At 70.7% G+C, this 13,348-nt stretch carries 12 protein-coding genes and 1 pseudogene; 9 read left to right on the top strand and 4 right to left on the bottom strand.

Translation table 11 applies throughout. The annotated features are described in order from the left end of the window. The first annotated feature begins 61 nt into the window (after positions 1-61). The 4 genes and pseudogenes from ACQPZW_RS05200 to ACQPZW_RS05185 all read left to right on the top strand — a co-directional run bounded on the left by ACQPZW_RS05200 (position 62) and on the right by ACQPZW_RS05185 (position 2,900). A complete protein-coding gene (locus ACQPZW_RS05200; RefSeq protein WP_433793692.1) occupies positions 62-607 on the top strand; it encodes a GNAT family N-acetyltransferase in 546 nt (181 codons plus the stop codon). Then, on the top strand, positions 600-1,106 hold the full coding sequence (locus tag ACQPZW_RS05195) for an N-acetyltransferase family protein (protein ID WP_433793691.1): 507 nt from the start codon (positions 600-602) through the stop codon (positions 1,104-1,106). The genes ACQPZW_RS05200 and ACQPZW_RS05195 overlap by 8 nt, the downstream gene beginning before the upstream one ends. 88 nt (positions 1,107-1,194) lie before the next feature. Beyond that, a pseudogene (locus ACQPZW_RS05190) lies at positions 1,195-1,722 on the top strand (RNA polymerase sigma factor); the annotation flags it as partial. Positions 1,723-1,868: 146 nt separating this feature from the next. Further along, positions 1,869-2,900, top strand: a complete 1,032-nt coding sequence (locus tag ACQPZW_RS05185) for a hypothetical protein (RefSeq protein ID WP_433793690.1) — start codon at positions 1,869-1,871, stop codon at positions 2,898-2,900. A gap of 134 nt (positions 2,901-3,034) precedes the next feature. Here ACQPZW_RS05185 and ACQPZW_RS05180 read toward each other — a convergent pair whose 3' ends face one another. Continuing rightward, positions 3,035-3,988: a helix-turn-helix transcriptional regulator gene (locus ACQPZW_RS05180; protein WP_433793689.1), complete on the bottom strand. Its 954-nt coding sequence runs from the start codon at positions 3,986-3,988 to the stop codon at positions 3,035-3,037. A 61-nt stretch (positions 3,989-4,049) separates the two neighbouring features. Here ACQPZW_RS05180 and ACQPZW_RS05175 point away from each other — a divergent pair, with 61 nt between their 5' ends. The 4 genes from ACQPZW_RS05175 to ACQPZW_RS05160 all read left to right on the top strand — a co-directional run bounded on the left by ACQPZW_RS05175 (position 4,050) and on the right by ACQPZW_RS05160 (position 9,570). Continuing rightward, on the top strand, positions 4,050-4,961 hold the full coding sequence (locus ACQPZW_RS05175; protein ID WP_433793688.1) for an ATP-binding cassette domain-containing protein: 912 nt from the start codon (positions 4,050-4,052) through the stop codon (positions 4,959-4,961). After that, positions 4,958-5,701 (top strand): ABC transporter permease, encoded by a 744-nt coding sequence (locus tag ACQPZW_RS05170; protein WP_433793687.1) that lies wholly within the window; start codon positions 4,958-4,960, stop codon positions 5,699-5,701. The genes ACQPZW_RS05175 and ACQPZW_RS05170 overlap by 4 nt, the downstream gene beginning before the upstream one ends. 59 nt (positions 5,702-5,760) lie before the next feature. Continuing rightward, complete coding sequence (locus ACQPZW_RS05165) at positions 5,761-6,852, top strand: magnesium and cobalt transport protein CorA (protein ID WP_433793686.1); 1,092 nt, start codon at positions 5,761-5,763, stop codon at positions 6,850-6,852. 144 nt (positions 6,853-6,996) lie between these two features. After that, positions 6,997-9,570: a hypothetical protein gene (locus tag ACQPZW_RS05160; protein ID WP_433793685.1), complete on the top strand. Its 2,574-nt coding sequence runs from the start codon at positions 6,997-6,999 to the stop codon at positions 9,568-9,570. A 98-nt stretch (positions 9,571-9,668) separates the two neighbouring features. Here ACQPZW_RS05160 and ACQPZW_RS05155 read toward each other — a convergent pair whose 3' ends face one another. Next, the gene (locus ACQPZW_RS05155) at positions 9,669-10,349 is read right to left on the bottom strand and encodes a hypothetical protein (RefSeq protein WP_433793684.1); all 681 of its coding nucleotides are present in this window, start codon (positions 10,347-10,349) and stop codon (positions 9,669-9,671) included. A gap of 211 nt (positions 10,350-10,560) precedes the next feature. On the opposite strand from ACQPZW_RS05155, the gene ACQPZW_RS05150 reads away from it, so the two are divergent. Then, positions 10,561-10,905 (top strand): PRC-barrel domain-containing protein, encoded by a 345-nt coding sequence (locus tag ACQPZW_RS05150; RefSeq protein ID WP_433793683.1) that lies wholly within the window; start codon positions 10,561-10,563, stop codon positions 10,903-10,905. A gap of 104 nt (positions 10,906-11,009) precedes the next feature. Here ACQPZW_RS05150 and ACQPZW_RS05145 read toward each other — a convergent pair whose 3' ends face one another. Together ACQPZW_RS05145 and ACQPZW_RS05140 are read right to left on the bottom strand one after the other, a co-directional pair. After that, complete coding sequence (locus tag ACQPZW_RS05145) at positions 11,010-11,951, bottom strand: 3-oxoacyl-ACP synthase III family protein (RefSeq protein ID WP_433793682.1); 942 nt, start codon at positions 11,949-11,951, stop codon at positions 11,010-11,012. Positions 11,952-12,150: 199 nt separating this feature from the next. Beyond that, positions 12,151-13,065 (bottom strand): MHYT domain-containing protein, encoded by a 915-nt coding sequence (locus tag ACQPZW_RS05140; protein ID WP_433793681.1) that lies wholly within the window; start codon positions 13,063-13,065, stop codon positions 12,151-12,153. Positions 13,066-13,348 lie beyond the last annotated feature (283 nt).

The following is a 13,348-nucleotide window of genomic DNA, read 5'->3' as shown; positions in this document are numbered from 1 at the left end:
GATAACATCGCCGAGTCGCTGCGTCCGATCGCTCACTCTGAAGATTGTAAACAGTTTCGCCATGACGACCATCACACGTCTCGCCCGCACGGGTGACGAAGAGGCCCTGCACGACCTGGCCGCCCGGACGTTCGGGCTGGCCTGCCCGCCGGGGACCGCCCAGGCCGACATCGACGCGTTCATCGCGAAGAACCTGTCGGTGGAGAGTTTCGCCGGCTACCTGGCCGACCCGGCCCGCATCCTGGCGCTCGTCTCCGTCGACGGCGAGCCGACCGGCTACTCCATGCTGGTCGGCGGCCCGATCGCCGACCCGGACGTGGCCGCCGTGGTCGACCAGGCCACCAGCATCGAGCTGAGCAAGTTCTATCTGGCGCCGGAACGGCACGGCACCGGGGCCGCGGCCGCGCTGATGACCGCGACGCTCGCCGCCGCCTCCGGGACCGGGGCCGCGTCCTGCTGGCTCGGCGTCAACCAGCGCAACGTGCGGGCCGCGAAGTTCTACGCCAAGCACGGCTTCGAGATCGTCGGGGTGAAACGGTTCCTGGTCGGCTCCGAGTGGCACGACGACCACATCCGGCAGCGGGACATATCCTCCCCGCATGGCTGAGGTTCGGGCAGCGACCGAGGGAGACGCCCCCGCGATCGTCGACATCTGCACGCGCGGCTACCGGCAGACCTATCCGGATCTGCTGAGCAGCGAGTTCATCGAGCGGATGCTCGACGAGTTCTACCGGCTGGAACGGGTGTCCAAAGAGGTGCCCGCGGCGCCACCGGGCTGGCTGGGCTACCAGGTCGTCGAGGAGGACGGCCGGGTCCTGGGCGCGGCCGGAGGGGGCCTCACCGCCCCCGGCGTCGGCGAGCTGTTCGTGCTCTACCTCGACTGGGACGAGCGCGGCCGTGGCCTCGGCACGCTGCTGCTGGACCGGATCACCGGGCAGTTGCGCGAGCTGGGCGCCACCGAGATGTGGGTGGCCGCGCTGGACGGCAACGAGCTGGGCATCCCGTTCTACGAGGCGCGCGGTTTCCGCAAGGTCGAGCGGCGCCGCACCTACGGCTCCACCGAGGCCGACGACGCCTGGTCGTGGCGCCTCTCCCGGCCGATCTAGCGCTCGTGTGGTCGTCAGCGGCGCCCGGCGTGAACCGGATGCGCCGGTTCGGGCATCAACGGGTGTGAACGACCTACGCTCGCAACCGATGCACCTCGCCGACGACGTGCTGATCCGGGAATCGGTTCGGGAGCCGGAACAGTTCGCGCCGCTCTTCGACCGGCACGCGGTGGCGATCCACCGCTATCTGGCCCGCCGGATCGGAGCGCCCGCGGACGACCTGCTCGCCGAGACGTTCCTGATCGCCTTCCGCAGACGCGCCGCCTACCAGCCGCTCGGCCTGGAGGTGCGCCCCTGGTTGTTCGGCATCGCCACCAACGTCCTGCACCGGCACGTCCGGCAGGAGGAGCGGCGCTACCGGGCGCTGGCCCGGGCCGCCCGGGAGCAGCCCGACGCGCACGACGACGACCGGGCCGACGACCGGGTGGACGCCGCGGCCCTGCGGGCCGACCTGGCCGCGGCACTGGCGAGACTCAAGCCGAGCGATCGCGACGCGCTGTTGCTTCTGGCCTATGCCCAGCTGTCGTACGCCGAGATCGCCGCGACCCTGGAGATCCCGGTGGGGACGGTCCGCTCCCGGATCAACCGGGCACGCAAGGTGACCCGCGCCGCCCTGGAGCCCTCCGCCCTGTTCGACCCGACGTCCCCGCCCGGCCCCTCATCCGCGTCCGGCTCCTCATCCGCGCCCGGCGCCTCGGCCGCGCCCGGCCCCTCATCCGCGCCCGGCCCCTCGGCCGCGTCCAACCCCTCGGAGGTGGGGAGATGAACGACCTGGAACTACTCGACCAGTTCGGTCCCGACGCCCCGCCCGCCTCGGATGCGGCGCTGGCCGCGGCGCGTGCCCGGCTGCTCTCCGGCCTGGACACCACCACCGCACCCGCATCGGACCGGCGGCCGGCTCTGTTCCGCCGCGGCCCGATGCTCGCCGGGCTCGGCCTGGCCGCCGCTGTGGCCGTCGCCGTCGTGGTCGTCCCCCGCCCGGAGAACACTCGCCCGGACGCAACGCCCACCATCGTCCCGACCACCGTGCCCAGCGCCGCGCCCTCCGGCACGACGGCCACCGCGAGCGGGATCCGGCTGGTGGCGGCCACCGCGCCCGGCTTCCCGTACACGATTCCCGGCCTGGGTGACGCGAGGTTCACCGCCGACCCCGGCGGCCCGATCATCGCGGTCTACCTGTCCGACGACTACAGCGACGTCTATCTCAGCAGCGCCACCGAGAGCGAATCATCGCCCGGCTTCGGCAGCGAGCCGACCGATGTGGAGATCGACGGGCGACCCGGCCGCCTCCTGCCGTTCGACGGAACCTCCGACACCGGCAAGCCCCCGCTCACCCTGATCTGGGAACACCGCGACGGCGTGTGGCTGCGCCTGACCGGCCAGGGGCGGTACGGCACCCCCCGAGCCCTGGTCGAGCTGGCCGGAAGGGTCCAGGACAAGCCGCAGCGGCTGCACTTCGAGGTGATCGTGGGCCTGATCCCGGACGGCTGGGAGCTGGCCGCCTTCAAGGACGAGAGCATCCTGATGTACCGCGATCCGGCCCACCCGGAGATCGACTTCCAGGTGCAGTGGACCCCGAAGTCACGGCCGCTCTTCAAGGCCGCCGAGGTCCAGGACCTGGAGAAGGCGTCGAAGGTCACCGTGCAGGGCCGCCCGGCCGACCTGTTCCAGTGCCGGGACTTCTGGATGGCGCAGGTGAGACTCGCGGACCGCTCGATCGTCCGGGTGATCACCCCACGGACGTTCACTCCGGACCAGGTCCTGCGACTCACGGAGTCGGTACGCCGCGGCTGAGTCCCGTGCGGCTCGCGAGGTTCGGTGAGGTTGATATAAGGCCGCGCTCAAACGTGACAGGAATTTGTCGTACCCCGTCAGTAGGTTCTCTCCTGCGGACCGGCGCCACGGGGGTGCCGGTCCGTCCAAAGACGTCAGACCGCGTGCCGCACCAGGGTCTCCCCGGTGCGGCGCGCGAGGTCACGCAGCTCATCGGGTGACTCCACGGTGAAAGGCGCGGCCAGCACACCGAGCACCATCACGGGCCAGCCCAGGTCGTCGACGTTCATCCGCAGACGGCAGCCGCCCTCCGGCAGCTCCTCGGCCCGGCCCCAGGATCCGACGAAGCCCTGGACCGTCGCGACGTCGGCCTCGATCACCACCGACACGTCGTAGCGGCTGGGGATGGTCCGCATCCGCGAGCGCAGCCACTCGACCGGGTCACCGCCGGGCAGCTCGCGCGGGCGGAAACGAGCACCGGTCGGCTCCGGGGCGGTGAGCCGGTCCACCCGGAAGCTGCGCCAGTCACCACGCTCCAGGTCCCAGGCCACCAGATACCACCGGTGACCGAGCGAGACCAGGCGGTGCGGCTCCACATGGCGGCGGGCGGGCTCCCCCTCGCGCGGGGCGTAGTCGAAACGCAGCCGCTCCTCGCCGCGGCAGGCCATCGCGAGCGTGGTCAGGGTCAGCGCGTCGAGGACCGGCCCGCCACCGAACACGCCGGGGGCGGTGACCGCCTGCAGGGCGTCGATGCGGCGGCGCAACCGCGGCGGGAGCAGCTGGATCACCTTGGCCAGCGCCCGTACCGAGGTCTCCTCGAATCCGGCGACCGCGCCCGCCGCGGCGCTGCGCAGGCCGACCGCGATGGCCACCGCCTCCTCGTCGTCGAGCAGCAGGGGCGGCATCGCCGCACCGGCCTGCAGCTGGTAGCCCCCGGCGACACCGCGGGCGGCGTCCACCGGATAGCCCAGGTCACGCAGGCGGTCCACGTCGCGGCGCAGCGTACGGGCGCTGACCTCGAGACGATCGGCGAGCTCGGAACCCGGCCAGTAGCGATGGGTCTGCAGCAGCGACAGCAATCGCAGCATCCGTGCACTCGTGTTCGCCATGACATCAGACTCTCCGCTATTGCGGTCAGAAAGTGGCCGCAGTGAATCCTATCGTCGAAGCATGATTGAGACGCGAGAGCTGACGAAGCGGTTCAAGGACGTCCGGGCGGTCGACGGCATCGATCTGACGGTGGCCCGGGGCGAACTGGTCGCGCTGCTCGGGCCCAACGGGGCCGGCAAGTCGACCACGCTGCGGATGCTCACCACCCTCATTCCGCCGACCAGCGGCAGCGCCCGGGTGGCCGGCTTCGACGTGCTCCGGCAGCAGCGCGAGGTCCGGCTGCGGATCGGCTACATCGGACAGGGCAACGGCGCCGGGCACAGCCAGCGCGGCCGGGACGAGCTGATCAGCCAGGGCCGGGCGTACGGCATGCGGGTCCCCGCCGCCCGGAGACGCGCCGACGAGCTGATCGACTCCCTGGGGCTCGGCGAGGTCGCGAACCGTACCGTCTCCACCCTCTCCGGCGGCCAGCGCCGCCGCCTGGACATCGCGATGGGCCTGATCCACGCGCCCGAGCTGCTCTTCCTCGACGAGCCGTCGACCGGGCTGGACCCGCAGAACCGGGCCAATCTGCAGGAGCACATCGTGCGGCTGCGCGCCGAGCACGGGACCACGATCGTGCTGACCACGCACTACCTGGACGAGGCCGACTCGATGGCCGAGCGGGTGGTGGTGATCGACCACGGCCGGATCATCGCCGACGACACTCCTCAGCAGCTCAAGGCCAAGCACGTCGGCGACCGGGTGATCCTCGGCTTCGACTCCCCGGCCCAGGCCTCACTCGTGCCGGGCGGGACGCGGGACGGCTCCCTGGTCCGGATCACCACCGAGGACGGGCCGGGGCTCGCCGCCCGGCTGGCCTCTTTCGGGCCGGTCTCCATCGAGGTCGTCCGCCCGACTCTCGACGACGTCTTCCTCACTCTGACCGGGCGCAGTCTGCGCGAAGAAGCAAGCACTCTCGTGGGGGCATGACCATGACTTCTCTCGTCACCGACACCCGGGTCGTCTTCAGCCGCGAGCTGCGGCCGATCCTCCGCGACCCGTTCTCCGTGATCTTCTCGATGGTGCAGCCGCTGTTCTTCCTCGGGCTGTTCGCGCCGCTGCTGCCCGGGGACACCGCGCTGCAGTGGTTCGTGCCCGGCGTCATCGTGATGTCCTGCCTGTTCGGCTCCTCGATGACCGGCTCCAACCTGCTCTACGAGATGCAGACCGGCTCCCACGAGCGGATGCTCGTCACCCCGCTGCGGAGGCCCGCGCTGCTGGTGGGCCGGGCCCTCAAGGAGATCGTCCCGATGATCGCCCAGGCCGTCCTGATCGTGGCGGTCTGCATCCCGTTCGGGTTCGAGCTGCACCTCGCCGGGGCGCTGCTCGGGCTGCTCATCCTGGCCGGGTTCTGCGTCGGTCTGGGCGCGCTGTCGTACACCCTGGCGCTGGCCTCGAAGAACAAGGAGTGGATGTTCTGGACCGTGCAGCAGACCCTGCTCTTCCCGCTGCTCCTGCTGGCCGGGGTGCTGCTGCCGCTGGACGACGGGCCGGGCTGGCTGCAGGCGCTCTCCAAGGTCAACCCGATGACGTACGTGGTGAACGCCGAGCGTGCCCTCTTCAACGGCGACGTGTGGGCCCGGCACACACTCGAGGGCGTGGTCGCCGCGGCTCTGGTCGGCGCGCTGGGCCTGATAGTCGGAGTCCGCGCGATGCAGCGCTCCGACTGAGGCGTGCGCCCGCTACCTTGTCCCTCGCAGCTCACGGCGAGGTGGAAGGTGGCGGGCGGATGCGACGCCGACTGATTTCCGGGGTGGTCCAGGAGTTCCTGGGCGCCCTCACCCGCCCGGCCGGCGGCGAGAAGACGGCACGCTCCGGCAATCCGGACGCGATCGTCGACTGCGCGGTCTACGCGGGCGGGCAACGGCACGGCGGGGCGGCGCAGGTCCCGTTCACGGAGGCGGCCCGCGTGGCCCGGCGCCGTCGCGGCTCGTTCGTCTGGCTCGGCCTGCACGAGCCCGACCTGGCCACGATGCGCCCGGTCGCCGAGGTGTTCGGCCTGCACGAGCTTCTCGTCGAGCAGGCGGTCGCGGGCGGCCACCGGCCCGGTGTGCACACGCTCGGCGACGTGACCCGGCTGGTGCTGCGGACCGCCCGCTACGTCGAGCACGACCGGTTGACCGCCACCTCCGAGGTGGTGGAGACCGGGGACGTCACCGTGCTGATCGGCCCGTGGTTCGCGATCACCGTGCGGCACGGCCCGGTCGGCCCGCTCTGGGCGGTGCGCAACGAGCTGCAGAACCGGCCCGAGGTGCTGCGCCAGGGGCCGTGGTCGGTGGCGTACGCGGTGGGCAGCCGGATGGTCGACAGCTACCTGGATGTGGCCGAGCACGTGGAGCGGGATCTGGAGCGCATCGAGGAGGAGACCTTCGCCCCCGAGCGCACCTCCGAGTTCGCCCACATCTACCAGCTCAAACGGGAGATGGTGGAGTTCAAGCGGGCGGTGCTGCCCCTGTCCGAGCCGCTGGCCCGGCTGATCGGGTCGCCGGCGCTCCCGGCCGAGCTGCAGCCCTATCTGGAGGACGTGCGCGGGCGGCTGGCGCGGGCCGTCGACCGGGTCGGCAGCTTCGACGACCTGCTCAACTCGATCCTGCAGGCCCGGCTCGCGCAGGTGTCGGTCGACCAGAACCACGACATGCGCAAGATCGCCTCGTGGGCGGCCATCGCCGCGGTGCCGACCGTCATCGCGGGCATCTTCGGAATGAACTTCGACGAGATGCCGGGGCTGGAGTCCCCGTACGGCTTCTACGCCTCGATCGCCGCGATGTCACTCATCGGCGGTGGCGTATATCACCGCCTCAAGAAGTCCGGCTGGCTATAGTCACTCAAAGTCACTAGGCCAAAGTCGGCCGATTCGGTCGTTTTGCAGGCCAGACGGTCGGACGAAGTAACGCTTAACACCCTACCGATGAACACGGCGAGTTACTAAGTTCGGTAACTGAGTCGATCATTGGGGGGAATCAGCGTGACGGCAACCGACGCCTTGCCACGGCATGCCCGGCACGGCATCTTCACCGCGCTCAAGGGCCACGTCGATCTGTTCCTCAACGCGGGCTCGCTGATGGCGACGACTCTCGTCACGTCCGCGTTCGGGTTCGCCTACTGGTGGGTCGCGGCCCACCTGGCCCCGCAGTCCGCGGTCGGCCAGGCGTCGGCCGCGGTGTCGGCGATGACCCTGATCGGCACGATCGGCATGTTCGGCATGGGCACCATGCTCATCTCCGAGCTGCCCACGGTCGCCCGCGGCAAATGGGACCTGATCTCCACCTGCCTGCTCACCGCGGGAACCGCGGCGACCGCCGGTGGACTGGTGTACGTCCTGGCCGCCCAGTGGGCGCCGAGCCTGCGGGACGCGCTCGGCGGCAGCGCCGGCACCGTCCTGCTGGTCGTGGGCATCGCGCTGAACGCCATGACGCTGGTCCTCGACGAGGCCATGGTCGGCCTGCTGCAGGGCCCGCTCCAGCTGATGCGCAACGCCTGGTTCTCGCTGATCAAGCTGGTGCTGCTGGGCCTGGTGGCGATCATCCCGGGCCTCGCGCTGACCGGCCCGGTGCTGCTGCTGACCTGGGTGGCCGGCATCGTCGCGTCGACCGCGATCCTGTTCCGGGTGCTGCGCCGCCGCGGCATGATCGACTCGTTGCGCCCGCGACCGTCGCTGATGCGCGGCCGCGGCCGGGCCACCTTCGACCACAACCTGCTGAACCTGGCCACGTACCTGCCCCGGGCCGCCCTGCCGCTGATCGTCACGGCGACCCTCTCGGCGGAGGCCAACGCCGCGTTCTACACCGCGTTCATGGTGCTGTCGTTCATGGCGATGGTGCCGGGCAACGTCGCCCTCACGCTGTTCGCGGTGACCGCCGGCGACCGGAGCGCGCTGCGCGGCAAGGTTCGTGTCGGCCTGCTGATCTGCCTCGGTGGCGGTCTGCCCGCCTCACTCGTGGTGCTGCTGCTGTCCGAGCAGATCATGGGCCTGTTCGGCGCGGGCTACGCCGAGTCGGCGGGCCGGGCGCTGGCGATTCTGTCCCTGACCTACGTCCCGTTCGTCTTCCACCACTTCTTCCTGGCCATCTCCCGGGTGCAGAACCGTCTGCGCGGCGCGGGGATCTTCTCGGTCTTCGCGGGCGTCGCCGAGTTGCTGGCCGCCTGGTGGGCCGGCACTCACGGCGATCTGAACGACCTGGTCACCGCGGTGGCCGTCGTGATGGCCATCGAGACGGTGCTGGTCGCCCCGATCGTGCTGAAGGTCGTCTTCGCACCGGTCGCCGACATGTCCGCGGTAACAGAGGGAGTCAACGTCATGTCCACCACCAGCCTCACCCTGCACGAGCGCGCCTGGCTCCCCCTGGAGTACATCCGCACCGTCGGCCCGCTGACCGGCGTCGACGCGAACCGGGTCCGTGACGCCCTGACCGGCCTGCACGCCGCCGACCCCACTCATCGGGCGGTCTCCCGGCTGGACCGCTCCGGCGCGAAGTGGCAGCACATGGACGCCGTGTCGTTCGCCGGGTGGGTGCAGGACGCGGTCACCGACCTCGGGCCCGGCCCGGTCGACTTCGACGCGATGACCCGGCAGCTGCAGGCCGAGCCGCGAGCCGACCACCCGGTGCGGGTCCTGGTCGGCGGCGGATACCTCGCGCTCAAGGTGTCGCACGCCTACGGCGATGCCGGCCCGGTCAACACCCTTCTCCACGAGCTGGTCCAGGCGGCGTACGAGGGCCGCGCGGCCCGGATCGCGCCGTCGAAGCGGCACCGCACCGCCCTGGCGAAGGCCTGGTGGAAGCAGTTCGGCCTGCAGCCGTCGCGCTGGAAGGAGGGGCTGAGCTTCGCCCGGCCGCCGCACACCGAGGAGGGCCCGTCGCGCCCGTGGCAGGCGAACCTGACCGTGACGACGGCTCGCTCCGGCCAGGTGCTCGGCCAGATGCGGCAGTGGCGTGACCAGTACGCGCCGGGCGTCACCACCTCGGCGATCACGTTCGCCGCCTTCACGTCGGCGCTGGTCGAACTGGGTCTCGACCCGGACCTGCGGGGCGGCACGTTCCTCGCCGACGCACGGCGCTACCTGAACGAAGGCGTCAGCATCGACAGCAACTTCTGCATGGGGCCGTACCTGACGCCGCCGAGCCTGACCGACCCGCTCGCCATCCACCGGACGCTCAAGGCGGAGCTGGCCACCGGCCGGATCCTGACCATGATGCTGCTGCGTGCGGGCAAGATCCTGCTGACCGGCGCGCCGGGCATGCCGGACCCGTTCCCGTCCGAGATCGCGGTCGAGGCCCGGCCCCGGCTGACCTTCAGCAACCAGGGGCGGCACGACGTGCTCGGCGACCTGCCGTGGGCGGTCGAGCCGGCCGGGCGGGTCAACCAGAGCGTGCCGACGCTCAACGGGCCGGAGGGGATCACGCTCACCACCAGCGAGATGAACGGCGTCCTGCACCTGGAGGCGACGTTCCACGCCAGCACGTACAACCCGGCGGTCGTCGCCCGGGCCCTGGAGCTGGTCTGCGCCGATCCCGCGGGATTGATCATGGCGCGTCGCTGAAATGCATTAAAGATCGATCAGCAATCGTACGGCCAGAGGTGACGCCCGATCGGAATTCCGGTCGGGCGTCACCTCATTCGCCATTCATCCCTCGGTGATCAAGGGCGCGGGTCGTCGCCCGGCCGGTCCCCGGAGGGCTCGTCGCCGGACGGGCCCTGGCCACCACGGGGGGTGTGCTGACCAGGGCCGCCCTGCGCCGGGCTCGCGGCGTCCGACGGATCGTGCGAGCCCTTGCCCGGACCACCGTGTCCCGGAGCGCCGGGACCGCCGTGGTCCGGGCCGCCCGGCCGGCCGTGCCCGGGACCGCCCGGACCGTCGGTGCCGCCCGGGCCGGTGTGGCGCACCACGGGCAGCGAGAGCACCGCCGTGCGCGTCTTGGTGCGGGCGTGGAAGCCGCACTCGTCGTAGGAGATCGTCGCCCACAGCCTGGCCACCCCGGCCCGCTTCAGGTAGGGCGTGACCCGGATCCTCGTGTAGTCGGTACGCCCGGGCCGGAGAGTGCCGGCGCGGTTGAACGACGCCGAACGGCCGGTGCCGAGATAGTCGACGCGGACCCGCTCACCGCGGACGCGGACCTCGGCGTCACAGATCGGGCGGTCGGTGCGCCAGGGGATGGACACCCAGCTGCCGGTGCCGGCACGGACCGACTGGAGCCAGGTCGACACCGGCTGGGGGCCGCGGGGAGCAGCGGCGGCCGGGGCGGTGGCGACGGTCGCCGCCGTGCCGAGGGCCGCGGTCGCCAGCGCGAGGGTCACGCCGATTCGCCGTGTCTTCTGCATCGAGATTCCTCCAATGCCTGTGAGTCCGCCGGTCACCTTCGACCGGCCTGACAAAACGGACACTATGCGGAATTCACGCAAACACCATTATTTTTAGCGGCGTTTCGGAGTGAAAAAGGTAATACGGACAAAACGTTTAGATCAAGTGGTCCGAAAAGATGATGTTGACGAACCCGGCTGAATCCTGCGGGAGACGGGGTAATGCGACGACATGACGCAGCACACCGCACCAGAGGATCTCGGCGCCCCGGTGTCGTACCTCGTCCTCGAGGACGGCACGGCCGTCTACGACCGCTCCGGCGCCGAGGTCGGCACCGTCGATCACGTGCTCGCCGACGAGCACACGAACCTCTTCCACGGCCTCCTGGTCAAGACCGCCGACGGGCATCGGTACGCGGCCGGCGACCAGGTGGACGGCATCTTCGAGCACGGCGTGATCGTCGCCGAACCGGCCGACCGCCTGGCCACGCCGAGCGCCGACGCCACGGCCGAGCCGGCCGGGGACCACGCCACCGGCCTGAGGCGCGCCTGGGAGTGGCTGATCCAGCCGAAGTGAGGCCGAGGGCCTCAGACGGCTCTCACCGGCCTCGAGAGCACTGAGCCGACGGTGAGAGCCGTCTCGAGAGCATTGAGCCGACGGTGAGAGCCAGACGGCCCTGGTCAGCCCCGGCCCCAGCGCAGCAGGCAGGCGCCCACCGACATGCCGCCGCCGAACCCGGCCAGGAGCACGAGCTCGCCGTCGCGCAGCGAGCCGTTGTGGTTGGCGTCGTCCAGGGTGACCGGGAGCGAGGCGCTGCCCACGTTGCCGTACCAGGGCAGCGTCAGGTGGGTGTGCGCGTTCTGCAGGCCGGCCGAGTCCACCAGCTCCTGCAGCATGATGCCGTTGGCCTGGTGCGGGACGAAGTGGTCGACGTCCTCGGCCTTGAACTCGTTGCGCCGCAGCAGCGCGTCCAGCGCCGGCGGCACCCCGGTGGCCACGAAGTCGCGGACGCCCCGGCCGTTCATCCGGAAGAAGTGGTCCCCGTCGGCGACGGTCTGCGCCGACGCGGGCAGCCGGCTGCCGCCCGCCTTGACGTGGATCAGGTCGTTCGCGTCCCCGCGGGACGAAAGCTCCAGGTCGATGATGCCGTAGCCGTCCGGCACCCGGCCGACGACCGCCGCGCCGGCCCCGTCACCGAAGAGCACCGCGGTCCGCCGGTCGCCGAAGTCGAGGATCCGTGAGTACACGTCCGACGCGATCACCAGGACGAGGGCGTCGGGCCGGGTCTGGATCAGGCCGTTCGCCACGCCGAGCGCGAAGACGAACCCGGCACAGACGGCGTTGACGTCGAAGCAGGCCGCCCCGGTGGCGCCGATCGTGTGCTGCACCAGGTTCGAGGTCGGCGGCTGCGGGGAGTCGCCGGTCGAGGTCGACACGACGATGTAGTCGATCTCGGCCGCCGTCACCCCGGCCCGCCGGAGCGCCGCTCGCGCCGCGTGGGCCGCCAGGTCGGAGGCCGCCTCGCCGGGAGCGGCGAATCTGCGTGCCTCGATCAGGGTCTTCCGGGCCACCCACTCGGGGTCCGCGTCCGGGACCAGAGCGAGCAGGTCCACGTTGGTCACGACCCGCTCGGGAGGTACGACCCGGTACCGAGAATGCCTACCGCCACGTCTGTTCTCCCAGCTCTCCGCACGTTTTCACGTTTCACGCAACCGCCCTGCAAAGGTAGTTCCGCAGGGCGGTGACGTGCGGATCGATCAGCTGGCGGATCGGCTGATTAAGAACGGACAGTCGGCAGGCCACCATCGGCCGGGGTGGTGCCTACTGGCGACCGCGGTCCCGGTACGTCCACGAGCCGTCACCCAGAGTGGTGCGACCGGCCCGGCCCTGCGGCTGTTGCTGCTGCTGAGGCGCGGGCTGCCCGCCGAACGGCACCTGAGCCGGCGCCGGGCCCTGACCCTGCCGGTGGTCGATACGAGCCTTGAGGTACTCGGCCGCGGCACGGTCCTCCTCGGTCGGGGCGGAGACCAGCGCGTACCCCATGCCGATGATCGCGAAGACGACCGCGGCGCCGACCGGCACGAGCAGGCCGGCCGCGGTGGCGCCCTCGACCGAGCCGAACTGGTTCTCCGGGACGACCGACATCGCGAGCATGCCGGTGAAGTGCATGCCGTTGACCGCGATGCCCATGACCAGCGCGGACGCGAAGATGGCGATCGGCTTGGTGACGACCAGGGTGAGCCAGAGCGCGACGGTCGCGGCGACCACGGCGATCGCGATCGAGGCGATCACCTCACGGCCCGCGTAGTGGATCTGACCGCGCAGCTCCATGGCCGCCATGCCGGTGTAGTGCATCGCCGCGACGCCGAGACCGGCCAGCACGCCGCCGATCAGGATCCGGACCGTGGAGGCGGTCCGCCCGAGCAGCGCGATGGACAGGCCGGCACCGACCGACACCAGCGCGATGACCGCACTGGCCACGGTCAGGCCGATGTCGTAGCGAATGGGGGTGCCGTCGACGTCGAAGCCCATCATGGCGACGAAGTGCATGCTCCAGATGCCGGTCGCGCCGATGGCGACCGCGGCCAGGGTCAGCCACCAGAACCGCTCGCCGCCGGTCTTCGCCGACCGCAGCCGGACAGCGCTGGTGAGTCCGAGTAGTGACCCGAGCACGGAGAGGATGTAGCTGACCGTGGGGGTCAGCGCCCCGTACTCGAAGTGATGGATCTGCGCCATCTCGCGCCGTTCCTCTCGTTCGCGTCTTTCGCGATTCCGCCGGGCTGCATACTGCCCGCACCACCGCCGTGGGCGTGACTGATTGTGACGCAGGTTTCGTTAAGAGAGAACGTGCACAGGATCTCGATTTGGATCACGCTAAACGTGAGGCGAGGCGGATAGCCGCACGTAAGACCACATAAGGCGACACATTGTGACACAGCGATCACTCGGGAATTGTGTCCCCTAAAATAACTTTCGGTAACAACGGAGAAATCCTCATATGGTGCGGGATCGCCCGTCG

Origin of the sequence: Actinoplanes sp. CA-252034 (assembly GCF_050956125.1) — a bacterium.
Lineage (GTDB): Bacteria > Actinomycetota > Actinomycetes > Mycobacteriales > Micromonosporaceae > Actinoplanes.
Note: the sequence above shows the minus strand (reverse complement) of the source record. Positions and strands in the feature narration are given on the sequence as shown.